At 68.9% G+C, this 24,937-nt stretch carries 21 protein-coding genes and 2 pseudogenes; 11 read left to right on the forward strand and 12 right to left on the reverse strand.

The genetic code is table 11. From position 1 onward, the window contains the following. The 3 genes and pseudogenes from LK409_RS10250 to LK409_RS10260 form a co-directional block, all read right to left on the reverse strand. Positions 1 to 840, reverse strand: coding sequence for an ABC transporter permease (locus LK409_RS10250; RefSeq protein ID WP_003813165.1), 840 nt, complete (start codon positions 838 to 840; stop codon positions 1 to 3). Next, positions 837 to 1,851, reverse strand: a pseudogene (locus tag LK409_RS10255) (ABC transporter permease). The gene LK409_RS10250 and the pseudogene LK409_RS10255 overlap by 4 nt, the downstream one beginning before the upstream one ends. Positions 1,852 to 1,958: 107 nt before the next feature. Next, positions 1,959 to 3,533: an ABC transporter substrate-binding protein gene (locus LK409_RS10260; RefSeq protein ID WP_010928541.1), complete on the reverse strand. Its 1,575-nt coding sequence runs from the start codon at positions 3,531 to 3,533 to the stop codon at positions 1,959 to 1,961. 419 nt (positions 3,534 to 3,952) lie between these two features. Between LK409_RS10260 and pdxR the strand changes: the two genes are divergently transcribed. Together pdxR and LK409_RS10270 are read left to right on the forward strand one after the other, a co-directional pair. Further along, positions 3,953 to 5,497: a MocR-like pyridoxine biosynthesis transcription factor PdxR gene (gene pdxR / locus LK409_RS10265; protein ID WP_010928542.1), complete on the forward strand. Its 1,545-nt coding sequence runs from the start codon at positions 3,953 to 3,955 to the stop codon at positions 5,495 to 5,497. A gap of 104 nt (positions 5,498 to 5,601) precedes the next feature. Continuing rightward, positions 5,602 to 6,669: a tartrate dehydrogenase gene (locus LK409_RS10270; RefSeq protein ID WP_003813157.1), complete on the forward strand. Its 1,068-nt coding sequence runs from the start codon at positions 5,602 to 5,604 to the stop codon at positions 6,667 to 6,669. 18 nt (positions 6,670 to 6,687) lie between these two features. On the opposite strand, the pseudogene LK409_RS10275 reads toward LK409_RS10270, so the two are convergent. From LK409_RS10275 to LK409_RS10295, 6 genes and pseudogenes are all read right to left on the reverse strand, one after another. Continuing rightward, positions 6,688 to 8,274: pseudogene (locus LK409_RS10275) on the reverse strand (DHA2 family efflux MFS transporter permease subunit). Continuing rightward, positions 8,271 to 8,771, reverse strand: a complete 501-nt coding sequence (locus LK409_RS22880; RefSeq protein WP_440588489.1) for an HlyD family secretion protein — start codon at positions 8,769 to 8,771, stop codon at positions 8,271 to 8,273. Before LK409_RS22880 ends, LK409_RS10275 begins: the two are co-directional and overlap by 4 nt. Further along, positions 8,768 to 9,466: a hypothetical protein gene (locus LK409_RS22885; protein ID WP_440588488.1), complete on the reverse strand. Its 699-nt coding sequence runs from the start codon at positions 9,464 to 9,466 to the stop codon at positions 8,768 to 8,770. Before LK409_RS22885 ends, LK409_RS22880 begins: the two co-directional genes overlap by 4 nt. A gap of 20 nt (positions 9,467 to 9,486) precedes the next feature. Then, complete coding sequence (locus LK409_RS10285; RefSeq protein WP_010928543.1) at positions 9,487 to 10,908, reverse strand: efflux transporter outer membrane subunit; 1,422 nt, start codon at positions 10,906 to 10,908, stop codon at positions 9,487 to 9,489. 123 nt (positions 10,909 to 11,031) lie between these two features. Next, entirely contained in the window at positions 11,032 to 11,520 is a 489-nt protein-coding gene (locus LK409_RS10290) for a MarR family winged helix-turn-helix transcriptional regulator (protein ID WP_003813149.1), read from the reverse strand. A gap of 58 nt (positions 11,521 to 11,578) precedes the next feature. Then, positions 11,579 to 12,436: a DMT family transporter gene (locus LK409_RS10295; RefSeq protein ID WP_003813147.1), complete on the reverse strand. Its 858-nt coding sequence runs from the start codon at positions 12,434 to 12,436 to the stop codon at positions 11,579 to 11,581. A gap of 62 nt (positions 12,437 to 12,498) precedes the next feature. On the opposite strand from LK409_RS10295, the gene LK409_RS10300 reads away from it, so the two are divergent. Next, the gene (locus LK409_RS10300) at positions 12,499 to 13,449 is read left to right on the forward strand and encodes a DMT family transporter (RefSeq protein ID WP_003813145.1); all 951 of its coding nucleotides are present in this window, start codon (positions 12,499 to 12,501) and stop codon (positions 13,447 to 13,449) included. A gap of 62 nt (positions 13,450 to 13,511) precedes the next feature. Continuing rightward, positions 13,512 to 14,501, forward strand: coding sequence for a quinone oxidoreductase family protein (locus LK409_RS10305; protein WP_003813144.1), 990 nt, complete (start codon positions 13,512 to 13,514; stop codon positions 14,499 to 14,501). Positions 14,502 to 14,576: 75 nt separating this feature from the next. Here the strand turns inward: LK409_RS10305 and htpX are convergent, their stop codons facing one another. Continuing rightward, a complete protein-coding gene (gene htpX, locus LK409_RS10310; RefSeq protein WP_003813142.1) occupies positions 14,577 to 15,458 on the reverse strand; it encodes a protease HtpX in 882 nt (293 codons plus the stop codon). A gap of 153 nt (positions 15,459 to 15,611) precedes the next feature. On the opposite strand from htpX, the gene LK409_RS10315 reads away from it, so the two are divergent. Further along, the gene (locus LK409_RS10315; protein WP_010928544.1) at positions 15,612 to 16,466 is read left to right on the forward strand and encodes a DMT family transporter; all 855 of its coding nucleotides are present in this window, start codon (positions 15,612 to 15,614) and stop codon (positions 16,464 to 16,466) included. A gap of 52 nt (positions 16,467 to 16,518) precedes the next feature. Beyond that, a complete protein-coding gene (locus LK409_RS10320) occupies positions 16,519 to 17,370 on the forward strand; it encodes a sulfurtransferase (RefSeq protein WP_003820280.1) in 852 nt (283 codons plus the stop codon). Between the two features lie 16 nt (positions 17,371 to 17,386). Here LK409_RS10320 and LK409_RS10325 read toward each other — a convergent pair whose 3' ends face one another. Next, the gene (locus LK409_RS10325; protein ID WP_010928545.1) at positions 17,387 to 17,956 is read right to left on the reverse strand and encodes a phosphonate degradation HD-domain oxygenase; all 570 of its coding nucleotides are present in this window, start codon (positions 17,954 to 17,956) and stop codon (positions 17,387 to 17,389) included. Between the two features lie 30 nt (positions 17,957 to 17,986). Then, on the reverse strand, positions 17,987 to 18,850 hold the full coding sequence (locus LK409_RS10330) for a LysR family transcriptional regulator (protein ID WP_041937213.1): 864 nt from the start codon (positions 18,848 to 18,850) through the stop codon (positions 17,987 to 17,989). Between the two features lie 159 nt (positions 18,851 to 19,009). Between LK409_RS10330 and LK409_RS10335 the strand changes: the two genes are divergently transcribed. The 5 genes from LK409_RS10335 to LK409_RS10355 all read left to right on the forward strand — a co-directional run bounded on the left by LK409_RS10335 (position 19,010) and on the right by LK409_RS10355 (position 24,932). Continuing rightward, the gene (locus LK409_RS10335; protein WP_003813130.1) at positions 19,010 to 20,086 is read left to right on the forward strand and encodes a putative 2-aminoethylphosphonate ABC transporter ATP-binding protein; all 1,077 of its coding nucleotides are present in this window, start codon (positions 19,010 to 19,012) and stop codon (positions 20,084 to 20,086) included. A 64-nt stretch (positions 20,087 to 20,150) separates the two neighbouring features. Then, positions 20,151 to 21,842: a putative 2-aminoethylphosphonate ABC transporter permease subunit gene (locus LK409_RS10340; RefSeq protein ID WP_041937407.1), complete on the forward strand. Its 1,692-nt coding sequence runs from the start codon at positions 20,151 to 20,153 to the stop codon at positions 21,840 to 21,842. 16 nt (positions 21,843 to 21,858) lie between these two features. Continuing rightward, complete coding sequence (gene phnX, locus LK409_RS10345) at positions 21,859 to 22,689, forward strand: phosphonoacetaldehyde hydrolase (protein ID WP_003820286.1); 831 nt, start codon at positions 21,859 to 21,861, stop codon at positions 22,687 to 22,689. Positions 22,690 to 22,717: 28 nt separating this feature from the next. Next, positions 22,718 to 23,740 (forward strand): putative 2-aminoethylphosphonate ABC transporter substrate-binding protein, encoded by a 1,023-nt coding sequence (locus tag LK409_RS10350; RefSeq protein ID WP_010928548.1) that lies wholly within the window; start codon positions 22,718 to 22,720, stop codon positions 23,738 to 23,740. A 64-nt stretch (positions 23,741 to 23,804) separates the two neighbouring features. Beyond that, complete coding sequence (locus tag LK409_RS10355) at positions 23,805 to 24,932, forward strand: TIGR03364 family FAD-dependent oxidoreductase (RefSeq protein WP_010928549.1); 1,128 nt, start codon at positions 23,805 to 23,807, stop codon at positions 24,930 to 24,932. Positions 24,933 to 24,937 lie beyond the last annotated feature (5 nt).

Genomic DNA, 24,937 nt, shown 5'->3' on the forward strand with positions numbered 1-24,937 from the left:
CTATTCGCCGCGCTTGCGCAGTTGAGGATTGAGGGCGTCGTTCAGGCCTTCGCCGATCAGGTTGATGGCCAGCACGGTCAGCAGGATGGCCACACCGGGCCACACGCTCATCCACCAGGCCTCGCGGATCATGGTGCGCGCCGCGCCGATCATGAAGCCCCAGCTCATCAGGTTGCGGTCGCCCAGGCCCAGGAACGACAGCGACGATTCGGTCAGGATCGCGGTGGCGACCATGAACGAGGCCGACACGATGATGGGCGACATGGCGTTGGGCAGGATCTGGGTGCAGACGATGCGCCCGGGCGTCTGCCCGATCACGATGGCGGCCTGCACGAACTCGCGCTGCTTGAGCGTCATGAACTCGGAGCGGACCAGGCGCGCGGCCGGCGGCCACGACACCAGGGCGATGGCGCCCATGATCGAATACACCGACGGGCCCACCACGGCCACCAGCACGACCGCCATGGCCAGTTGCGGAATGGTCTGGAAGAACTCGGTAAAGCGCATCAGGGCATCGTCGATGCGCCCGCCGCAATAGCCGGCGATGGCGCCGATGGCGATGCCGAACAGCAGCGCCACGCCCGCCGACAGCAGTCCCACCATGAGCGAGACGCGCGCGCCCCATACCAGGCCTGCGGTGATGTCGCGGCCGAGCATGTCGGTGCCGAACGGGTAGGCCGAGTCGGTGAAGGGCGGGATCAGCGGGCTGGCCACCATCATCCACGGCGACTCTTCATACAGCAGGGGCGCGCACAGGGCCACCAGCACCACCAGCGCCACGATCACCAGCCCGGCGACCGCGCCGTAGTTGCGCATATAGCGTTTCATGAATCCATTCATGCGGCGGCTCCTTGCGTGCCGCCGGCGGCGATGCGCGGATCGATCAGGCGGTAGATCACGTCGGTGATCAGGTTGAAAACCACGACCATGATGGAGGTCACCAGGAAGATGCCCAGCAGCAGCTGGTAGTCGCGCTGCAGGAGCGCGTCGAACATGAGCCGGCCGATTCCGGGCCAGGCGAACACGGTCTCGGTCAGGACTGCGCCGCCGGCCATCTGGCCGAGCTGGATGCCGGCGAAGGTGATGACCGGCAGCAGGGCGTTGCGCAGCACGTGGGCGCGGATGACGCGGTTGGCGCTGACGCCCTTGGCGCGCGCGGTCTTGACGAAGTCCATGCCGATCACTTCCAGCATCGAGGCGCGCGTCAGGCGCACGTAGACCGCCATGAAGAAGCAGCCCAGCGTCACGGTGGGCAGGATCAGGTGCAAGGCGATGTCCTGCACGCGGGCCCAGCCGGTCAGGTTGCTGCCCACGGTCTCCATGCCGAAGGCCGGCAGCCAGCCCAGCATCACGGAAAACAGCAGGATGCCCATCAGCGACAGTCAGAACAGCGGCGTGGCGTACAGCAGCAGCGCGCCGGTCATGACGCTGCTGTCGATCCAGCGGCGCTTGTTGGCGTAGCGCGCGCGCGGCGACCACGCCCAGCAGCACGCCCAGGATGACCGAGAACAGGAACGCCGCGGACATCAGCAGGAAGGTGGCGGGCAGGCGCTCGACGATCAGGTCCAGCACCGGCACGTGATTGCGGTAGGAAAACCCCAGGTCGAACTGCAGCACGCCTTTCAGGTATATGCCCAGCTGCGTCAGCACGGGCTTGTCCAGGCCGAACTGGGTGCGCAGTTGCTCGACATAGGCCGCGTCGCCGGCGCCGGCCTGGCCGGCCAGCACGGCGGCGGGGTCGCCCGGCGCTATGCGGATGAGGAAGAAGTTGATGATCACCACGCCCAGCACGACCACCAGGGCCTTGCCCAGGCGCGAGGCGAAGAAAGACAGGAATTTCATGCGATGCATCCCCCGGAGGGCGCGGTGCGCGCCGCTCCTGCTAGTTCACCGCCCGTGGCGGCGGGCGGCCGCGCGGGCCGGGCGGCGGGCCGTTCCTCGGCCCGCCGCATGCCGCGTCACTTCTCGATGTACACGTCGTCGAAGGTCTCGTTCATGCCGATGGCGGTCTTGACCATATTCTTGACCTTGCCGCGATACAGCGTCGGGAACTCCATGTCGACCAGGAAGCCGTTGGCCACCTCGGCAACCAGGAGGGCCTGGATCTTGTTGTAGAGTTCCTGCCGCTTGGCCGGATCGACCTCGGCCGCGGCCTGTTCCCACAGCTTGTCGGACTCGGGGTTGCTGTAGCCCTGCATGTTGGCGAAGGGCGAGCCCTTGACGATGTTGGACGTCACGTACAGACGCTGCACGCCCAGCGCCGGATCGCCGTACTGGTAGCTGTAGGTGGTGGTCAGGTCGAAGTCCCAGTTGCCGGTGCGGCTGGCCCAGCCGCCGGCGTCGGTCGATTCGACATTGACCTTGAAGCCCAGCTGTTCGAGCGCCTGCTTGGTGTATTCGCCCAGGCGGTCCCAGGTCGCGCCGTAGGGGAAGCTGAGTTGGCGGATGGTGTAGTCGCCCGGGTTGATTCCGGACTCCTTGATCAGCGCGCGCGCCTTCTTCATGTCGAACGGGATGGCCGGGATGTCCTTGTCGAAGAACATCTCGGTGGGCACGAACGGGCTGGTCGAGATCTTGCCCAGGCCGAAGAAGATGTTGTCGACCACCAGCTTGCGGTTGAACGCGTGCATCACCGCCTGCCGCACCTTGATGTTGTCGAAGGGCGGCTTGCGCATGTTGAAGATGAGGTAGGCCTGCGGCGAGAACATCTCCCAGCCCTGGGTGGTGTATTGCACGTCGGGCAGCCCGCGCAGGCGCTTGACGTCGACGTTGTCCACGTCGCCGCCGCGCAGGGCGTCGATGCTGCCGCGTTCGAACGCCACCGCGCGCGAGGCCGAATCCGGGATCACGTTGAAGACCAGCTCGTCCAGGTAGGGCTTGCCTTCTTTCCAGTAGTCGGGATTGCGCTCCAGCTTGACGTATTCGCCGCGCTTCCATTCCTTGAACTTGAAGGGGCCGGTGCCGATGGGCTTCTGGTTGGCCGGGTTGGTGGCGTAGTCGGTGCCCGCGTAGATGTGCTTGGGCATCATGGGCGCGAAGCCCGGTTCGAACATCAGCATGAAGGCGGGAAAGGCCGACTTCAGGCGCACCACGACCGTGTGGTCGTCGACCTTTTCGACCTTGTCGAGGAATTTGCCCAGGATCACGCGCGCCCGGGCGTGGGTCTTGGGCAGCAGGTCGGACAGCGAGAAGACGACGTCGTCGGCCGTGAACGGCTTGCCATCGTGCCACTTGACGCCTTCCTGCAGATGGAAGGTGTAGCTCAGGCCGTCGGGCGCGGCTTCCCAGGACTTGGCCAGGCCGGGTTGCGGCTTGAGATCGAACGAATAGGTCAGCAGGCTTTCATAGATCTTGCCGGTGATGAACTGGGTCGGCCCTTGCTGGTTGAGCGCGGGGATCAGGATCGGCGGCTCGGGCTGCACGATCAGGTTGAGCGTGCCGCCCCGGGTCTGGGCATGCGCGTTCGTCAGCGGAAGGGCCGCCGCCAGGGTAAAGGCGGCTGCGGACAGTTTGAAGAGTTGTGTGAGTTTCACTGCTGGCCTCCGGGCTAGTTCAAGAACGGCGGCGGGGATCGGCTCCTGTGCCAAAGTCGATCGCCTGCCGCCTGGTACGTTCGGGTTACCGCAAGGTGATGAAACAAACGTGCTGCTGCGCGGTGCGAACACCGCTTGCCGCGCCGGGGCGCGGCGTACTGCGCCGGCCTCAGCCGGGAGCCTTGACGACGACAGCGTCGAATCGGGGGGATGGGGGGAAGCGGCGGCCGGGGGCCGCGCGGCCGGTCACGGCGCGGGCCGTGGCGGGTGCCGTGATGGCGGGAACAACGCAGTCAGTGTCCGATTGCAAGATTTTCCCCTTTGCATTCTGTTGGACCAGCTTGAGTACGTGAAAGGCAGCGTATCGAATATTTGGTACTCTCAATAGGTCCAAATCGTTTTTTGTTTGTGGTGCCACTTTGAAAGAGCTCATTCTGTCGGAGTGCCTGCTGCAGCGGCTGGAACGCCGCGGCGCCACGCCGCTGTCCAGGCAGATCTACGATTTGCTGCGCGATCTGATCCTGGCCGGCGACCTGCCCGCCGGCACCAAGCTGCCCGCGACCCGGGCGCTGGCGGTCGACACAGGGTTATCCCGCAATACCGTGCTGCACGCCTACGACCAGTTGCTGGCCGAGGGGTACCTCGTGTCGGCCTTCGGAAGTGGTACCTTCGTCTCCGATACCGTGCCGGCCACGCCGGAGCCGCCGGCGCCGCCCGAGGTCGAGGCCGCGGCGCAGCACTTCGCGCTGTCGCGCCGCGGCACCAAGCTGGTGCGCGAAGCCTCGGCGTCCGATCGGCAATGGGGCGCCTTCGTGGCCGGCGTGCCCGACGTTTCGCTGTTTCCGCGCGCGGTGTGGCAGCGCCTGCAGAGCCGGCGCTGGCGCCAGGCCCCGCCCGAACTGCTGACCTATGCGTACGGGGCCGGCTATATGCCCCTGCGCCGCGCGCTGGCCGAGCATCTGCGCCTGTCGCGCTCGGTCAAGTGCGATGCCGACCAGATCGTCGTGGCCAGCGGCATCCACCAGGCCGTCAGCGTGCTGGCGCGCCTGCTGGGCGACAACGGCAACACCGCCTGGATGGAGAACCCCGGCTATTGGGGCGCGCGTTCGACGCTGATGGCCTGCGGCATCACGCCGGTGGCGGTCGCGGTGGACGACGAGGGCATGGCGCCCAGCGCGCAGCAATTGCAGGATCCGCCGCGCTTCATCTTCGTGACGCCGTCGCACCAGTATCCGCTGGGCATGGTGATGAGCCTGGCGCGGCGCCGCATGCTGCTGGATTACGCGCACAAGCGCGGCGCCTGGATCGTCGAGGACGACTACGACAGCGAGTTCCGCTTCGACGGACGCCCCATCGCTTCGCTGCAGGGGCTGGACCAGCACGACCGGGTGCTGTACCTGGGCACCTTCTCCAAGACGCTGTTTCCCGGCATCCGCCTGGCCTACATGGTGCTGCCCAAGCCGCTGGCCGGCCACGTCGCGACCGGGCTGTCGGAGCTGTATCGCGAAGGGCGCCTGATGGACCAGGCCGTGCTGGCCAACTTCATCGAAGGCGGCCATTACGCCACCCATATCCGCCGCGTCAAGCAACGCTATGCGGCACGCCAGGCGCTGTTGCGCGAGGCGGTCACGCGGGCCTTCGGCGCCGACTGGCCGATTTCCACCCACGAGGCGGGCCTGCACCTGGTGATGCACCTGCCCGACGGCACCGACGACCTGGGCATTTCCATCGCCGCGCGCACGCTGGGGCTGCACGCGCGGCCGCTGTCGCGCTACTACGCCAGCGAGCAGGACGCCCGTCCCGGGCTGCTGCTCGGCTATGCCTGCGTGCCCGAGAAAGAGATCGAACCGGCCTTCGAGCGCCTGGTGCAGGTCATTACGCCGGCGCTGGAGCACGTCGAGCGCCAGCAGCGCCGGCCGGTCTACAGCGACAAACTGAACGCCGAGGCCTGGAGCGGCGCCTGACGCCGGCTAGGCCCGCGCTTGGCCGCGCGCGCCGTTTGGATCGATAATGCGGGCCGGCTTCGCGCCGGCGCGGCGCGCGCACGATCGCATACAAGGAGACTGAGGTGGCAGCAAAACACAGGATCGCCGTCATCGCCGGCGACGGCATCGGCAAGGAAGTCATGCCCGAGGGGCTGCGCGTGCTGGAGGCGGCCGCCACGCGTTTCGGCATCGATTTCCAGTGGGACCATTTCGACTGGAGCTGCGATTACTACGCGCGCCATGGCAAGATGATGCCCGATGACTGGGCCGCGCAGATCGGCGGCCACGAGGCGATCTTCTTCGGCGCTATCGGCTGGCCCGACGCCGTGCCCGACCACGAGGCGCTGTGGGGGTCGCTGTTTCGCTTTCGCCGCGATTTCGACCAGTACATCAACCTGCGTCCGGTCAGGCTGATGCCGGGCGTGCCCACGCCGCTGGCCAACCGCAAGCCGGGCGACATCGATTTCTTCATCGTGCGCGAGAATACCGAGGGCGAGTATTCCAACAGCGGGGGGCGGCTGTTCGCCGGCACCGAGCGCGAAGTCGTGATCCAGGAAAGCGTGTTCACGCGCGTGGGCGCCGACCGCGTGCTGAAGTTCGCGTTCGAACTGGCGCGCAAGCGCGGCAAGCACCTGACCGCCGCCACCAAGTCCAACGGTATTTCGATCTCCATGCCGTGGTGGGACGAACGGGTGGCCGAGATGGCCGCGTCCTATCCGGACGTGCGCTGGGACAAATACCACATCGACATCCTGTGCGCGCACTTCGTGCAGCACCCGGACTGGTTCGATGTGGTGGTGGCGTCCAACCTGTTCGGCGACATTCTTTCCGACCTGGGGCCGGCCTGCACCGGCACCATCGGCATTGCGCCGTCGGCCAACCTCAACCCGGAACGCAAGTTTCCCTCGCTGTTCGAGCCGGTGCACGGCTCGGCGCCCGACATCTACGGCAAGGGCATCGCCAACCCGATCGGGCAGATCTGGAGCGGCGCGCTGATGCTGGATTTCCTCGGCTATCCGCAAGCCGCGGCGGCGGTGGTCGCGGCCATCGAGCAGGTGCTGGTCGACGGGCCGCGCACGCCGGACATGCAGGGCAAGGCCACCACGGCCGAAGTGGGTTCGGCCATCGCCGCGCTGGTGGCCGCCGGCTGAGGCCGCGCGGCCTGGCGCTCAGTGCGCGCCGGCCGCCGCCTCGGCCGCGCCGCCGCCCGCGCTCTTGGCGGACTTGGGCCGGGCCAGCCATACCAGGCCGGTCAGCAGCAGGAAGATCGCCGCCGACGCATAAAAGACGTCCAGCGCCGACAGCGTGTAGGCCTGCGTGTCGATCATGCCGTTGATCACGGTCAGCGCCTGCTGGTGCGACATGCCGGCGCCGTTCTGCAACGTGCCCAGCGTGTGGTCGAAGGCCTGCTGGCCCGGCGTGGCGATCTCGGTCAGCTGGGCGTGGTGCAGGTTGGCGCGGTTGTCTCACATGGTGGTGGCGATGGAGGTGCCGAACGCGCCCGCGGTCAGGCGCGCGAAGTTCGACAGGCCCGAGGCCGCCGGAATGCGCGAGGCGTCGAGACTGGACAGCGTGATCGACGTCAACGGCACGAAGAACATCGCCATGGCGGCGCCCTGGATGATGGTCGGGACCATCAGCGTGCGCACGTCGGTCTGCGTGTTGAAGCCCGCGCGCATGAAGCACACCAGCGCGAACACCATGAAGGCCACGGTGACGATCTGGCGCGGGTCGCGGGTGGCGAGCATCTTGCCCACGATGGGGGTGAGCAGGATGGCCAGCAGCCCGACCGGCGCGGTCACCATGCCGGCGTAGGTCGCGGTGTAGCCCATATTGCTCTGCAGCCACAGTGGCAGCAGCACCACGTTGCCGAAGAAGACGCCGTAGGCCACGGCCAGCGTCAGCGCGCCCACCGTGAAATTGCGCTCCTTGAACAGGCGCAGGTCGACCACGGGATGGGCGTCGGTGAGCTCCCAGATCAGGAAGAACACGAAGGCCACGAAGGCGGTGGCGGCCAGCGCGATGATCACGGGGCTGGCGAACCAGTCCAGCTCCTTGCCCTTGTCCAGCATGATCTGCAGCGCGCCCACCCACACCACCAGCAACAGCAGGCCTACCTTGTCGATGGGCAGCTTGCGGGTCTGCGATTCGCGGTCGCGGTAGACGCGCCAGCTGATCCAGGCCGCCAGCAGGCCCACCGGCACGTTGATGTAGAAGATCCACGGCCAGGTGTAGTTGTCCGAGATCCAGCCGCCCAGCAGCGGCCCGGCCACCGGCGCGACCAGCGTGGTCATCGACCAGACCGCCAGCGCCATGCCGGCCTTGTGCTTGGGAAAGCTGGCCAGCATCAGCGCCTGCGACAGCGGAATCATCGGGCCCGCCACGGCGCCCTGCAGCACGCGAAAGCCGATCAGGGCTTCCAGCGTGGGCGAGAAGCCGCATAGCCACGAGGCCAGCACGAACAGCAGGGTGGAGGTGAGGAACAGCCGGACCTGGCCGAAGCGCTGCGTCAGCCAGCCGGTCAGCGGCACCGTGATGGCATTGGCCACCGCGAACGAGGTGATGACCCAGGTGCCCTGGCTGGTGCTCACGCCCAGGTCGCCCGAGATGGTCGGGATCGACACGTTGGCGATCGAGGTGTCCAGCACGTTCATGAACACCGCGGTCGACAGCGCGATCGAGCCGATGATGCGGGTCGCGCCCTCCAGCGGCGGATAGGGCGCGCCGCCGGCGGACGACTTGGGCTTGTCGCTCATGATGCGAGATTGGCCTGGATGATGCGCGCGATCAGCGCGTCGGCCTCATCGTGCGCCGGCTCGAACACCTGGGTCGAGAGGGCCGGTTCGGCGCGCGGCGCGGCGGTCACGGGCTGGCCTTGCTCGGCGCCGACATCGACCTCGACGTCCATGGACAGGCCCACGCGCAGCGGATGGGTCTTGAGCTGCTCCGGGTCCAGCGCGATGCGCACCGGCACCCGCTGCACCACCTTGATCCAGTTGCCCGAGGCGTTCTGCGCCGGCAGCAGCGCGAAGGCGCTGCCGGTGCCGGCGTCCAGGCCGATGACCTTGCCGTCGTAGACCACCGAGCCGCCGTACAGGTCGGCCGTGATCCTGGCGGGCTGGCCGATGCGCATGTGGCGCAGCTGCCCTTCCTTGAAATTGGCCTCGACCCAGATCTGGTCCAGCGGCACCACGTTCATCAGCATGGCGCCGGGGGCGACGCGCTGGCCGACCTGCGCGGCGCGGCGCGTCACGCCACGATGCCGTCGACCGGCGCCGGCAGCACGGTGCGCGAACGGTTCAGCCAGGCATTGCGCACCTGGGCGGCGGCATTGCGCACGTCCGGATGCTCGGCCACCGTCGTGCCCTCGGTCAGCGCCTGGTTGGTCGCCAGCTTGGCCTGGGCGGCGGCCAGGTTGGCGCGCGCCTGCGCCAGGGCCGACTGGGCGGACTTGAGCGCGGTCTCGGCGTGCAGGATTTCCTCGCCGCTGACGCCGCCCGACTTGGCCAGCGTCTGGCGCCGCTGCAGGTCGCTCTGGGCGCGCTTCAGGTCGGCCTGGGCGCGCGCGATCTCTGCCTGCCGTACGTCGATGTCGGCGGCCAGGGCGTCGTTCTGGACGTAGAGCGTGCGGACCTGGCGCACCGTCTGGGCCAGGCGCGCCTCGGCCTGCTGCAGCGCCACGTCGGTGTCGGCCGGATCCAGCCGCACCAGCGCCTGGCCCGCCGTCACGGCCTCCGTGTCGTCGGCCTCGATGGCGACGACGGTGCCGGGCACCTGCGGCGTGATCTGCACCAGGTTGCCGTGGACATAGGCGTCGTCGGTGCTCTCGAAGTGCGAGCCGAACAGCGCCCACCAGATGGCATAGGCGATGGCCAGCACGGCGAACACACCGGTTGCCAGCCACAGCAGGCGTTTGCGGGCGGGGTGGGTGGTCGGGGAGGGGCTCATGAGGTGTGAATCCGGTTCATTCAATGAGAGGGGGAGGCCGCCGTGGTGGCCGGGGGCGCATAGCCGCCGCCCAGGGCGTAGGCCAGGTCGGCGTCGAGCTGGTAGGCGCGGATGCGCAGATCGGTATCCAGCCGCGCCTGGGTCAGCACGCCCGTCTGTGCGATCAGCACCGACAGATAGTTGCCCAGCCCTGCCCGATAGCGCTTGACCGCCAGGTCATAGGCCGCGTCGATGGCTTCGCGGGCCTGGCGCTGTTCGGCCTGCTCGCGGCCGAGCAGGCGCAGCGCATCGATGGCGTCGGCGGTCTGCTGCACGGCGTCGAGCACCGTCTGGTTGTAGTCCGAGACCGCCAGGTCGGCGTCGGCGCGGCGGCCCGCCAGGTTGGCGTTGAGTTCGCCGCCATGGAAGATGGGCAGCGTGATGGCCGGGCCGATGCCGGCGGCGCGGCTGCCGGCGTCGAGCAGCCGGCCGGTGCCCAGCGCCTCGAAGCCGGCGAAGGCCACCAGGTTGATGTTGGGATAGAACTCGGCCTTGGCGGCCTCGATGCCGTGGCGCGCGGCGATGGCCCGCCAGCGCGCCGCCGTGACGTCGGGCCGATGGCCCAGCAACTCGAGCGGTACGTTGGCCGGAATCACCCCGCCGGGGGCGGTCAGCGCGACCGGGGCCAGCGCCTGGCCGCGCACGGGGCCGGCGCCGGCCAGGGCCGCCACTTGGTTGCGCAGCTGGGCGATGGTGGTTTCGTTCTGGGTCAGCTCGACCCGGCCGGCCGCCAGCGACGATTCGGCCTGCTTGACCTCCACCTCGGTGTCCAGCCCGGCGGCCTTGCGGCCGCGCGTCAGGTCCACCACTTCGGCGCGCTGGCTCAGCACGCGCTGCAGCACCTCGCGCTGCGCGAAGGCGTTCTGCAGGTTGAGGTAGCTGCGCACGATGGCGCGCGCCAGCAGGTTGCGGGCGGCCTGCGCGTCGGCGTCGGCCGCGTCGCGCTGCGAAACGGCGGCCTGCAGGCGGGCGCGGTTCTTGCCCCAGAAGTCCAGCTCGTAGCTGAAGTCCAGCGCCAGCCGGTTGTCGCTGACCACCGAGCCGCCGGTGGGCGGGGGATAGATGTAGTTCTTCGGCAGGTATTCGCGGGTGAGCGTGTAGTTGGCGTCTACGCGCGGCAGCAGCGGCGCGCGCGCGCCGGCGACGGCGGCGTTGGCTTGCGCCAGCCGGGCCCGCGCGGCGGCCAGCGACGGATGGCTGGCCAGCGCCTCGGACACCAGGGCGTCGAGCTGCGGATCGGCATAGCGTTGCCACCATTGCCGGGCCGGCCATTGCACGCCCGCGGCGCTCAGGCCCAGGCGGGCGGCGTCCAGTTCGGCCACCGGCGGCGGCGCCGGATCCATCAGGGCGCAACCGCCCAGGGCCAGCGCCAGGGCTGCGGAAAGGAGGCGGAACCGTTTCATCCTGACTGTTCGCTTAAAGTCATTGATTAATCTGTATCTGACTAGGCAGCTATTATGACGCAATTTCGTACATATGCCATGGCAAGATGACTGACTGGGAGCGGGTTTTCGGGGGCCTGGCGGCTAGCCGCCGACCGAGCCGTTGGCGATCATCCGGCGCAGCATGTGCTGCAGCTGCGCCACTTCCTCGGTGGAGAATCCACGCAGGTGGTGGTTGAGCACCTTGGCGATATAGGCCGGTATTTCGCGCGCCTTGGTCTGGCCCTCGGGCGTCAGTTCGATCTTGATGACGCGCCGGTCTTCCTGGCTGCGCACGCGGCGCAGCAGGCCCTTGGCCTCCAGGCGGTCCAGCGTGCGCGTCATGGCGCCGGTGTCGACGTTGATCAGGCGGGCCAGCTCGGCCGGGGTGTCGGCCCGTCCGCTGGCGATCATGGCCAGCGGGCGCCATTGCATGGCGGTCAAGCCCAGCGGCGCCATTTCCAGATCCAGCATCCGGTTGAGCGAATTGGACACCAGCTTGATGAGAAAGCCGGCGTTGTCGTCGCGGGTACAGATGCTGTCGGCGCGGTAGTGCGCAAACGGTTCGGACGAGGCGGAGCGGGGCGGATTCATGCCGGAATTTACTGCCTAGGCAACTATTGTCAAGGCAGTTCATGGCCGGGCAGGGTGGTCAGTGCGTGCTCTTGCGCAGCCCCGACCAGACGATGGCGGCGACGATCAGCGCCGCGCCGGCCAGCATGCGCAGGGTCGGCACCTGGGTGAACAGGATCCAGGCAAAACCGATGGCGTAGACGGGTTCCAGCGCGATGACCAGGCCGGCGCTGCGCGCGTTCAGGCGGGTCAGGCTGGAGACGAACAGGTAGTGCGACAGCCCGGTGCAGAAGATGCCCAGCAGCGCCACCCAGAGCCAGTCCAGCGCGTGCAGGGCAGGCAGGTGGACCACCGCGAAGGGCAGCATGACCAGCGCCACCACGGCGTTTTGCCAGCAGGCGACCTGCATGGGGTCCATGCCCGCCGCGGCGCGCCGGTTGGTCAGCGCCAGCATGGCGAAGGAAAAGCCGGATACCAGCCCCCAGACCAGCCCCACGGTGCCCTGGTCGGCCAGGTCGAACGACGGCGTCACCAGCACCAGCCCCGCGGTAACCAGGCCCAGCAGCAGCCACTCGGCCAGGCGCACCCGCTCGCGGAACACCAGGCCCTCGAACAAGGTGATGAAGGCGGGAAAGCTGGCAAAGCCCAGGGTGGCGATGGCGATGCCGCCCACCTTGACCGAGATGAAGAAGGTCACCCAGTGCGCGGCCAGCAGGCAGCCGGCGATGACCAGCACGAACAGCTGGGCCGGCGTCAGCACCCCCAGCAGCGAGCGGCGCTGCATGCGCGCGAACACGGCCAGCGCGCCGACGGCGAACAGCGCCCGTCCCAGGGTGATCACGGCCGCCCCGGCCTGGATCAGTTCGCCGAAGACCCCGGTCAGGCCGAACAGGACGGCGGCGATATGGATATAGACGAGGGCGCGTTGGCGTGTCATGAATGCGGACTGCGGAAAGGGGCGGGTGCGCGGTGGCCGCGCGACGAAACTAAAATGATCGCATGAATCGCAACAGGCAGCTTTCCGACCCCTCCCGCTTTTCCGGCATGGCAGCGGGCTTTTTTATGGCCACGCTGGGGGCGGTGTTGTTTTCCGGCAAGGCCATCGTGGTCAAGTTCACCTACCGCTACGGCATCGACGCGGTGACGCTGATCGCGTTTCGCATGCTGTTCGCCATGCCGTTCTTTGCCGCGGTGGCCTGGTGGCAGGCGCGCCGCGCGGCGCGCGGCGAATTGCCGGTGCTGAGCTGGCGCGAGCGCGGCCAGCTGTGCGCGCTGGGCCTGCTGGGATATTACCTGTCCAGCTTCCTGGATTTCCTCGGGCTGCGCCACATCACGGCCGGGCTGGAGCGCCTGATCCTGTTCCTGTCGCCGTCGCTGGTGGTGCTGCTGTCGGCGTGGTGGCTGAAGCGGCCGGTGACGCGCCGCCAGTGGGGCGCCATGCTGCTGTCCTACGTGGGCGTGGCGCTGGTCCTGTCGCACGACCTGAGCCAGAGCGGCGCGGGCGCCGACGTGCTGACAGGGTCTTTCTTCGTTTTTTGCTCCGCGCTCAGCTATTCTGTGTACCTGATCTGTTCGGGAGAGCTGGTCGAGCGGGTCGGGGCAACCCGGCTGGTGGCCTATGCCATGCTGGTCTCGTGCGTGGCCAGCCTGATCCAGTTCTTCCTGATCCACCCGGCATCGGTGCTGGTCCAGCCCGCCGCCGTCTATGGCTATTCGGTGATCCACGCCACCGTCAACACGGTGCTGCCGGTGTTCATGCTGATGTGGGCGGTTGCCCTGGTCGGCGCGCCCACCGCGTCGCTGCTGGGCATGGTGGGGCCGGTGTCGGTCCTGTTCCTGGCGGCGTGGTTCCTCGACGAGCCCATTACGGTGTGGCAGCTGGCCGGTACCGCGCTGGTGCTGGCGGGCGTGTTCGTTCTGGCCGGGCGCCGCCGCCCGGCCAGGCCATAGCGCCGGCCGCGATCCGATTCGCATGATCCCTCATTACCTGATTCGCTCTCAAGGAGGCCCGCATGGCCAGCAACATCGTCAAGGCAGTCCGCATCGAACAGCACGGCGGCCCGGAAGTCCTGCAAGTCGTCGACGTCGAGGTGCCGCCGCCGGCGGCCAATGAAGTCACCATCCGCCAGCATGCCGCCGGCCTGAACTTCATCGACATCTACTTCCGCACCGGCCTGTATCCGCATCCGCTGCCGCATGGCCTGGGTTTCGAAGGCGCCGGGGTGGTCGAGGCCGTGGGTGCCGACGTGCGCCACCTCAAGAAGGGCGACCGCGTCGCCTATGGCCAGAGCCCGCTGGGCGCGTACGCCCAGGCGCGCAACGTGCCGGCCGCGCAGGTCGTCAAGCTGCCCAAGGGCATCGGCTTCGACGAGGCCGCCGCGCTGATGCTCAAGGGGCTGACGGTGCAATACCTGTTCCGCCAGACCTATCGCCTGCAGGGCAACGAGACCATCCTGTTCCATGCCGCCGCCGGCGGCGTGGGGCTGATCGCCTGCCAATGGGCCAAGGCGCTGGGCGTCAAGCTGATCGGCACGGTCTCCAGCCCCGAGAAGGCCGAGCTGGCCCGCGCCCATGGCGCCTGGGCCACCATCGACTACTCGCGCGAGAACGTGGTCGAGCGCCTGCTGGAGCTGACCGGCGGCAAGAAGGTGCCGGTGGTCTATGACGGCGTGGGCAAGGACACCTGGGAAACCTCGCTGGACTGCATCGAGCCGCGCGGCCTGATGGTCAGCTTCGGCAACGCCTCGGGGCCGGTGGCCGGCGTCAACCTGGGCATCCTGAACCAGAAGGGCAGCCTGTACGTGACGCGGCCGTCGCTGGGCGTGCACGTCAATACCCACGAGAAGCTGGCTGCCGCCGCCGACGAACTGTTCGGCCTGGTGCTGAAGAAGAAGATCAAGGTACGCATCGACCAGCGCTACAGCCTGGCCCAGGCCGGCGACGCGCAGACGGCGCTGGCCGGCCGCAAGACCACCGGCGCGACCGTCCTGACCCTGGACTGATCCGCCGCGCGGGTTGGCCCATGCAAAACGCGCCCCTTGCGGGGCGCGTTTTCGCTGGCGGACCGGAACAGCCGGTCAGCCCAGGCGGGCGTGCTGCAGGGCCGCGATGCGGGCCTGGATCGGGGGGTGCGAGGCGAACATGGCCGAGATGCCGTTCTTGCCCGAGATGCCCGAGGCTTCGAACGACTTGGGCAGTTCGCCCGGCTCCAGGCCGCCCAGCCGCGCCAGGGCGCGGATCATGGGCTCGCGCGAGCCCATCAGGTGGGCCGAGCCCGCGTCGGCGCGGTATTCGCGCTGGCGCGAGAACCAGGCCACGATGATGGAGGCCAGGATCCCGAAGACGATCTCACAGACGATCACGGTGGCGTAGTAGCCCAGGCCCACGCCGCGTTCGTTCTTGAGAATGGCGCGGTCGACGAAATAGCCGACCACCCGCGCCAGGAACACGACGAAGGTGTTGACCACGCCCTGGATCAGGGTGAGGGTGACCATGTCGCCGTTGGCCACGTGCGCCACCTCGTGGCCCAGCACGGCGGCCACTTCTTCTTCGGTCATGCTGTCGAGCAGGCCGGTCGAGACCGCCACCAGCGAGTCGTTGCGGAACGCGCCGGTGGCGAATGCGTTGGGTTCGCCCTGGTAGATGGCCACCTCGGGCCGGCCGATGCCGGCGCGGTCGGCCAGCTGGTGCACGGTGTCGAGCAGCCAGGCTTCGCGCTGGTTGGCCGGCGCGTTGGGGTCGATGACGCGCGCGCCGGTGCTCCATTTGGCCATGGGCTTGCTCATCAGCAGCGAAATGATCGCGCCGGTGAAGCCGATCACGGCCGAGAAGATCAGCAGGCCGGTGAGGTTCAGCCCCTGCGCGGTCAGGAAGCGGTCCACGCCGAGGATGCGCATCGTGGCCGACAGCACAACCATGACGGCCAGGTTGGTGATCAGGAACAGGAAAATGCGTTTCATGCTTGTTATGGTCCTTTGCGAGCGAAAGTCGTACCCCGCTTGGACTGGCGGGCGGGGCGCGGGTTCCCGGCGCCGGCGGGGCCGGCAGCGATGGGGAGTATAGTATCGCTTTCCCTGATTCCCCCCGGCCCTTTTTTCGTAGCGGTAAGCCCCATGCAGGCTCTTTGGATGTTGTTGGCGTCAGCCATGTTCGCCATCATGGGGGCGTTCGTGAAGCTGGCGAGCGAGCACGGGGCTTCGCTGCCGCAGGTGGTGCTTTTCCGCGGCCTGCCCTCGGTGGTGCTGCTGCTGATCTGGGCCCGCGCCGGGCGCCAGTCCATCATCCCGACCAGCTGGCGCCTGCATGTCTGGCGCAACCTGTCCGGCGTGACCTCGATGTGGCTGGGCTTTTTCGCCCTGGCGCACCTGCCGCTGGCCACCGCCACCAGCCTGAACTACACCGCGCCGCTGTTCATCGCCTGCTGGATGCTGGGGTGGGGCGGCGCGCAGCGCGACCCGGTGCGCATCGCCGCCGTGGCGCTGGGCTTTCTGGGCGTGATCGCGGTGTTGCGCCCCAGCGTCAACGACGACCAGTGGCTGGCCGCGCTGCTGGGCCTGACCGCCGGCGCCATGTCGGCCATCGCCATGCTGCAGATCCGCCAGCTGGGCCGCGTCGGTGAGCCCGAGTGGCGCACGGTGCTGTTCTTCTCGGTGGCGGTATGCGCCAGCAGCGGGGTCGGCCTGCTGCTGGGAGGGTGGGGGCGGGCGGACCTGTACGGCTATCTGGCGCTGTTCGGCGTGGGCACCTCGGGCCTGGTGGGGCAGCTGACCATGACGCGCGCCTTCGGACACGGCTCGGCCCTGTTGACCGCGGCGCTGCAGTACACGACCATCATTTTTGCCGCCTTCATAGGCATGGGGCTCTGGGGCGACGCCCTGGACAACCTGGCCTGGATGGGCATGGGCCTGATCATTTTCGCGGGATTGCTGTCGGTCTGGCGCACCATGCGCCGGCCTGGCGGCGCCTGATCATCCGCGTCCGGCCGGCTGCGGCCGCGGGCGCCTACAGGGGAGCAAACCGATGACCATGACGCTGATTTCCGCCGCCGACCTGGCCGCCCGACTCGATGCCGGCGGCGTGCGGGTGTTCGACGTGCGCCACGACCTGGCCGACCATGCGGCCGGCCGCCGCGCCTACGAGCAGGGCCATATCGCGGGCGCGCGCTACCTGGACCACGAGGCCGAACTGGCCGCGCCGCGTTCCGGCAGCAACGGCCGCCACCCCCTGCCCGAGCGCGATGCCTTCGCCGGCCTGATGGCCGCGCACGGCGTGACGCCCGAGACGCTGGTGGTGGCCTATGACGCCAGCGGCGGCATGTTCGCCGCGCACCTGTGGTGGATGCTGCGCTGGATGGGGCACGAGCGGGTCGCGGTGCTCGACGGCGGCTGGCAGGCCTGGACCGCCGCCGGCCTGCCGACCGAGGCCGGCGCCACGCCGGCCGTCTCGGCGCAGCCCGGGGCGCGGGCCGGCCAGAGCCTGGCCGGCACCGTCGATGCCGCCGCGGTGCTGGCCAACATCGGCCAGCCTGCCTTTACCGTGATCGATGCCCGCGCGGCCAATCGCTACCGCGGCGAAGTCGAGCCCATGGACCCGGTGGCCGGCCACATCCCGGGCGCGCTGAACCGGCCCAATACCGAGAACCTGCAGGCCGATGGGCGCTTCAAGGCGCCGGCCCAGCTGCGCCAGGAGTTCGAGGCCCTGCTGGGCGGGCGCGCGGCCGACGGCATCGTGCACCAATGCGGCTCGGGCATCACCGCCTGCCACAACCTGCTGGCCATGGAGATCGCCGGCCTGGCCGGTTCGCGCCTGTACCCCGGCTCGTGGAGCGAATGGTGCAGCGACGCGGCGCGGCCGGTCGCCAAGGGCGCCTGAGCCGATCCGGCCGCCGTCACCAGATGGCGGCCACCTTGGCGCGGCCGGCCACGCCCTCGGCGATCTCCAGGAAGTGCGTCAGCGAGCCGGTCTGCATGCCGGGCTGCTTGGCCTGGTCGTCCCAGCGACGCAGCCGGATCGCGTCCGGCGCGCCCGGCATGCTGGCGAAATCCACCGCCTGGCCGGTATCGAAGCTGCCGCCTTGCAGCGTCAGGCTGCGGCGCGAGTCGGCCGACAGGCGCGTCGCGTAGGCAGGTTCGACGAAGCACAGGTAGCGCTTGGCCTCGACGTGCAGGCGGATCGGGTCCAGCACGGCATTGCCGAACAAGCCGCGCAGGAAGGGCAGCACGAAGTACTGGTGCTTGTCGTCCAGGCCGCGCAGGCTGGGGGTGCCCGGGTGCGCGGCGATCAGGTGGCCCAGGTCGTGCAGCAGGCTGGCGGTAATCAGGTGCGGGCCGGCGCCGCCCTGTTCGGCCAGCGTCGCGGTCTGCAGGGCGTGCTTGAGGTGGCTGACGGGCTCGCCGTCATAGGCGCGGTGGCCGCGCTCGAGGAATATCTGTTCGATGTCTTGCAGGGTCAGGGCCATGGTTGTCTCCCGGCATCGCCGGCGGCGCGCTCATGCCGCGCTCGGCGCCAGTTCCAGAAATCGTGCAATCAGCTGCACGGGCTGCCGCTCTCGCAGGCAGTACAGGTGCTCATGCATCAGGACCTCGGTATCGGCGATCGCCACCGTGGCCAGTTCGGCATGGGCGGGCACTTCGCGCGACGGGATCAGGCTGACTCCCAGGTTGCACAGGATCGCCTGGCGGATCGATTCGCGGCTGCCGATCTCCAGCACCCGGGCCGGCGCCACGCCGGCCTTCTGCAGCGCCTCTTCGGTCAGCTGGCGTGTCATCGAACCGGGCTCGCGCAGCAGCAGCGCGTACGGCGCCAGATCGGCCAGGCCGGCCGAGGCGCGCGCGGCCAGCGGGTGGCCGCGGTGGACCACGATGCGCAGCGGGTCGGCGGCGATGGCGCGCCGGTACAGGTTCGGGTTGTTCATCGCCACCGAGGACGTCGCCACGTCGATCCGGTAGTCGTGCAGGGCCTGCAGCATGCTCTGCGAGTTGCCGATGGCGACGCTGAGCTCGATGGCCGGGTAGCGTTGGTTGTAGCGCCGCACCGTGTCCATGATGTAGAAGGGGCCGGTGGCGCCGACGCGCAGGCAGCCCTCGCGCAGGTCGCTGGCGTCGCGCAGGCGGAATTCGATCTCGGATTCCTGCTGCACCAGTTTCTCGACCAGCGGCATCAGGCGGTGGCCGGCGTCCGATAGCCGCAGGCCGCGTCCCTGGCGATGGAACAGTTCCACGCCGTAGCGCGATTCGAGCTGGCGCAGCTGGCCCGTTACCGTGGGCTGGCTGACCCCCAGCTGGGCGGCCGCCTTGGTGACGGTGCCGCAGCGCGCCACGGCGTGGAAAGATTTGAGTTCGGCGACCAGCACAGGAAATCACGCGCGCGGCGTGCCAGATAGAGCAGGATCGCCAGTACACCAAAATTATTTGATGTTTTTATTACTGCATTTGCGCGAACTGTCATAAACGCACAATAAGCCCTGCCCATACTCCCCGGACATTGGTTACCGAGTCATTCTGGAGGGCATATGTCCCGGGGCAGCGACGCATTCCTGTCGATACGCAATCTGGTCAAGCACTATGGCGTCCATCGGGCGCTGGCCGACGTGTCGCTGGACATCGGTGCGGGCGAGCTGGTGTGTCTGCTCGGCCCCTCGGGCTGCGGCAAGACCACCCTGCTGCGCGCCATCGCCGGCCTGGAGCGCCAGGATGGCGGCGCCATCGTGCTGGGCGGCCGCGATATCTCGAACGAGCCGCCGCAGGCGCGCGACTACGGCATCCTGTTCCAGTCGTATGCGCTGTTTCCCAACCTGACGGTGGCGCAGAACGTGGCCTATGGGCTGAGCGGCCGGCGCGGCGACCGCGAGCGCGTGGCCGCCCGCGTCGATGAAATGCTGGCCCTGGTCGGGCTGAGCGGCGCGGCCCGCAAGTATCCGGGGCAGATTTCCGGCGGCCAGCAGCAGCGCGTGGCGCTGGCGCGCGCCCTGGCGCCGGCGCCGTCGCTGCTGCTGCTCGACGAGCCCATGTCGGCGCTGGATGCGCGCGTGCGCGACCGCCTGCGCGGCGAACTGCGCGCCTTGCAGCGGCGCCTTTCCATCACCACGCTGATGGTGACCCACGACCAGGAAGAGGCCATGGTCATGGCCGACCGGATCGCGGTGATGAACGGCGGCGTCATCGAGCAGTACGGCACGCCACGCGAACTCTATCGCGATCCCCGTTCGGCATTCATCGCCGACTTCGTGGGCGAGGCCAACTGGCTGCAGTACCAGCGCATCGACGCCCACCGCGCGCGCGTCGGCCAGCTCGAACTGGACGTCGAGCAGCCGCTGCAGGCCGACAGCGGCCGCCTGTTCGTGCGGCCGGAGGCGGTGCGGCTGAGCGCATCGGGTACGCCGGCCTCGGCCAACACCGTGCTGGCCGATGTGCTCGATGGCGTTTTCCTGGGGCGCGGCTATCGTATCTCGCTGCGGCTGGAAGGAATACCGGGCGCCACCGTGCAGTCCGTGGTTTCCGCTGAAACCGGTGATGCCCTGCTGGGCGCCCATGCTGCCGGCCGTTGCTGGGTGGAGCTGCCGCGTCATGCGCTACGTGCCTACGCTTGAATCCGCCGTCGCCAAGGCGCCGCGGCGCGCCGCCATCGCGCGGCCGGCCGCCGCTGCCGCGCCCGTGCGCCGGGCGCTGCCGGCCTGGACCGGAACCCTGGGCCGCTGGGGCGGGCAGGGCCTGTTCGTCGCCGCGCTGGTGCTGTTCCTGGCATTGCCGCTGCTGGCCATCCTGCTCAAGGCGGTGGCGCCGGGCGCCGATGGCGCCGCCGGCGTGGGCGTGCTGGCCGCCATCGTCGCCGACAGCGCGTTCCTGGGGCTGGTATGGCGCAGCCTGGCGGTGGGGGCGGCCACGGTGGCGCTGGTGGTGCCCTGCGCCTATGCCTACGCATATTGCCTGACCCGCACCCGCGCGCCGGGCAAGGGCGTGCTGCGGCTGGTGGCCTTGCTGCCGCTGCTGGCGCCCTCGCTGTTGCCGGGCATCGCGCTGATCTACCTGCTGGGCAACCAGGGCCTGCTCAAGGCGCTGGCCGGCGGCGCCACCATCTATGGCTTCTGGGGCATCGTGATCGGCGAAGCCTTCTACACCTTCCCGCACGCGCTGATGATCCTGCTGACCGGCCTGGCGCTGGCCGACGGCCGCCTGTACGACGCGGCGCGCGCCATGGGAGCCGGCCCCTGGCGCACCTTCGCCACCGTGACGCTGCCGGGCACCCGCTATGCCGTGTTCTCGGCCTGCTGCCTGGTGTTCACGTTGACGGTCACCGATTTCGGCGTGCCCAAGGTCGTGGGCGGCGACTACAACGTGCTGGCCATGGAGGCGTACAAGGCCGTGGTGGGGCAGCAGAATTTCTCCAAGGGCGCGGCCATCGGCCTGCTGCTGGTGCCGGCCATGCTGACCTTCCTGCTCGACCGGCACCTGCGGGCGCGCCATGGCGCCGGCCTGAGCGGGCGCGCGCAGGTCTACGCGCCGGGCACGCACCGGTTGCGCGACGCCTGCTTCCTGGCCATCGCCGCGCTGATCGGCCTGGCGCTGCTGACAATCGTCGGCGTGGCGGTGTGGGCGTCGTTCGTCAAGATGTGGCCGTACAACCTGTCGCTGTCGCTGCGTTCGTACGACTTCGACAACATGGACGGCGGCGGCTGGCTGGCGTGGCGCAACAGCATCCAGCTGGCCGCGTGGACGGCCCTGGCCGGCACCGCGCTGGTGTATGGCGGCGCCTGGATGATGGAAAAACTGCCGACGCGCGGCGTGCCGGCGGCGGCGCTGCGCGGCACCGCGCGGATGCTGGCGCTCACGCCCATGGCCGTGCCCGGGCTGGTGCTGGGGCTGGGGTACATCTTCTTCTTCAACAGCCCCGGCAACCCGCTGGGCGCCCTGTACGGCACCATGACGCTGCTGGTGGTGTGCACCGTGGTGCACTTCTACACCAGCGCGCACCTGACCGCGGTCACGGCGCTGGGCGCGCTCGACACGGAGTTCGAGGCGGCCTCGGCCTCGCTCAAGGTGCCGGCCGCGCTGACCTTCCTGCGCGTCACGCTGCCGATGTGCCTGCCGGCGGTGCTGGATACCGCGCGCTACCTGTTTGTCTCGGCGATGACGACCGTCTCCGCCGTGGTGTTTCTCTACAGCCCGCAGACCGTGCTGGCTGCCGTGGCGGTGCTGAACATGGACGACGCCGGCTTCATCGGCCCGGCGGCCGCCATGTGCACCGCAATCATGGCGACCTCGGCGCTTGCCTCGCTGCTACTTCACCTGGCCAGCCGCGCGCTGGTGGCGCGCACCCAGGCGTGGCGCCGCGCGCCGGCGGCCTGACCGACTCTCCACAGGAATGAATGCCATGACGCTTGCAACACTCCCCGTGCGCCTGGAGGCGCTGGTCTTCGACTGGGCCGGCACGCTGGTCGATTTCGGCTCCTTCGCGCCGACCAAGGTCTTCGTCGATGCCTTCGCCCGCTTCGGCGTGCAGATCTCGCTGGAACAGGCGCGCGGCCCCATGGGCATGGGCAAGTGGGATCACATCCGTGCGCTGTGCAATGACGCGGCGATCGCGCGGCAGTACCAGGAACAGTTCGGCCGGCTGCCCACCGACGAGGACGTCACCGCCATCTACGAACGCTTCCTGCCCATGCAGCTGGAGAAGGTGGCCGAATATTCGCAGCCCATACCCGGCGCCATTGAACTGCTGCACGGCCTGCGCCAGCGCGGCCTGAAGCTGGGCTCGTGCTCCGGCTACCCGGCCGCCGTCATGCAGCGCGTGCTCGAACGCGCCGAGCGCGAAGGGCTGGCGCTGGACTACGTGGTCGCCAGCGACGATGTGCCGCGTTCGCGGCCGGCGCCGGCCATGGCATTGCGCAACGTGGTCGAGCTGGGCATCGCCGACGTGGCGGGCTGCGTCAAGGTCGACGACACCGCGCCCGGCGTGGAAGAGGGCCGCCGCGCCGGCATGTGGACGGTCGGGCTGCTGCTGTCGGGCAACGCCGCCGGCCTGTCCCTGGAACAGTTCCTCAGCCTGGACGAGGCCGGCCGCGAGGCCGCGCGCGATCGCGCCCGCGCCGAACTGCAGGCCGGCGCTCCCCATTACCTCATCGATACCGTGGCGGACCTGCCGCCGGTATTGGCCGATATCGAAACGCGCCTGGCCGCCGGCCAGCGTCCCTGAACCCAGCTTTCCCAACCGGAGTTTCCGCATGAAGCGCATTCCCTCGATCCTGTTGGCCGCCGTCCTGGCCGCCGCGGCCGGCGTCGCCGCCGCCGACACCACGCTGACGGTCTACACCGCCCTGGAGGCCGACCAGATCAAGGCCTACCAGGCCGCCTTCGAAAAAGCCCATCCCGACATCAGGATCCAATGGGTTCGCGATTCGACCGGCATCGTGGCCGCCAAGCTGCTGGCCGAGAAGAACAACCCCAAGGCCGATGTGATCTGGGGCCTGGCCGGCACGGCGCTGGGCCTGATGGACAAGGAAGGCATGCTGCTGCCGTACGCGCCCAAGGGCCTGGACCAGATCGCGGCCAACATGCGCGACGGCAAGGACGTGCCGGCCTGGGTCGGCATGGACGCCTACGCCGCCGCGGTGTGCGTCAACACCATCGAGGCCAGCAAGCAGAACCTGCCCATGCCCACCTCGTGGCAGGACCTCACCAAGCCGGAATATGCCGGCAAGATCGTGATGCCCAATCCGGCATCCTCGGGCACGGGCTTCCTGGACGTGAGCGCCTGGCTGCAGATGTTCGGCGAGGAAAAGGGCTGGGCGTTCATGGACGCCTTGCACAAGAACATGGGGCCGTACACGCACTCGGGCTCCAAGCCCTGCAACATGGCCGCCGCCGGCGAATATCCGATCGGCATCTCGTTCGACTACCGCGCCGCCAAGCTGAAGGCCGACGGCGCGCCGGTCGAAGCCGTGTTCCCGTCCGAAGGACTGGGCTGGGAAGTGGAAGCCACCGCCATCGTCAAGGGCACCAAGCATCTCGAGGCGGCCCGCAAGCTGGCCGACTTCTCGGCCAGCCGGCAAGCCAACGAGCTGTACAAGAGCAACTTCGCCGTGCTGGCGATCCCGTCGGTGGCCACGGTCAACCCCCATCTGCCGGCCAATCTGTCCGAGCGCATGATCAAGAACGACTTCGTGTGGGCCGCGACCAACCGCGATCGCATCATCGCCGAATGGTCCAGGCGCTACGACGGCAAGTCCGAGCCGAAGAAGAAGTAATCCCGCATCGGCGGCGGGCTCCGCACGGCGGCGGCCCGTCCATTTTCCCGGAAGCAGCAAAATCATGAAGACGTATGACGTGGTCGTCGTGGGCGCCGGCATGCTGGGCATCGCCCACGCCTGGGCGGCCGCCCGGCGCGGCCTGTCGGTGGCGGTGGTCGAGCGCAGCCAGCGCGCGCACGGCGCCACCATCCGCAATTTCGGCCAGGTGCTGGTCACCGGCCAGGCCCCGGGCGTGATGGCCCGCCACGCCCGCCAGTCCCGCGAGCTGTGGCTGGAGCTGGCGGCCGGCGCCGGGTTCCATGTGCGCGCCAACGGCAGCCTGGTGCTGGCGCGCAGCGCCCTGGAACAGGACGTGCTGGAGGAGTTCGCCGCCGCGCGCCTGCAGGCCGAAGGGTACCGCGCCGAACTGTTGTCGGGCCGCGAGCTGGCGCGGCTGTTCGATGGCCGCCTGGGCCATCATTGCGCGGCATTGCGCGGCCATGACGACCTGCAGATCTACTCGCGCGAGGCCTTGCCCGCCATCACGGCCTACCTGGCGGACCGGTTCGGGGTCGAATTCCTGACCGCGACCCTGGCAAGCGCGGTGCGCGAGGGCGTGGTCCAGACCTCGGCCGGCGCGCTGCGCGGCCGCCACGCATTCGTTTGTCCGGGGCACGATTACCTGACGCTGGCGCCGGAACTGTTCGCGCCGCTCGGCCTGCAAGTCAGCTGCCTGCAGATGCTGCGGGTCGCTTTCGAGACGCGCCCGTTCGCGCTGGACCGGCCGTTGCTCACGGGGCTGTCCTGCGTGTACTACGGCGCCTTCTCCGACCTGCCGACGGCCCGGACGCTGCGCGAGAGCCTGCAGCGGCACGAGCCTGACCTGCTGGACAACGGCATTCACCTGCTGGTCAGCCCCACCCCCCATGGCGAGCTGATCATCGGCGATTCGCACCGCTATGGGGTCGATGCCCTGCCGTTCAACGACGAGCAGGTCGACTGCGCCATGCTGGACCTGGCGCAGCAGGCCCTGGGTTGCCGCCTGCGCGTGATCGAGCGCTGGCAGGGCGTGTACGGGGCCCATGGCCCGGCGCCGTTCTCGGTGCTGCCGGTCGACGACCAGACCACGGTGGCCGTGATGCACTCGGGCGTGGGCATGACCGTGGGCCTGGCGGTGGGCGAGAACACGGTGCAGGCCCGCCTGGGCTGAGCCGC

Source organism: Bordetella parapertussis, from assembly GCF_020735925.1.
In the GTDB taxonomy this organism is placed as follows: Bacteria; Pseudomonadota; Gammaproteobacteria; order Burkholderiales; family Burkholderiaceae_B; genus Bordetella; species Bordetella pertussis.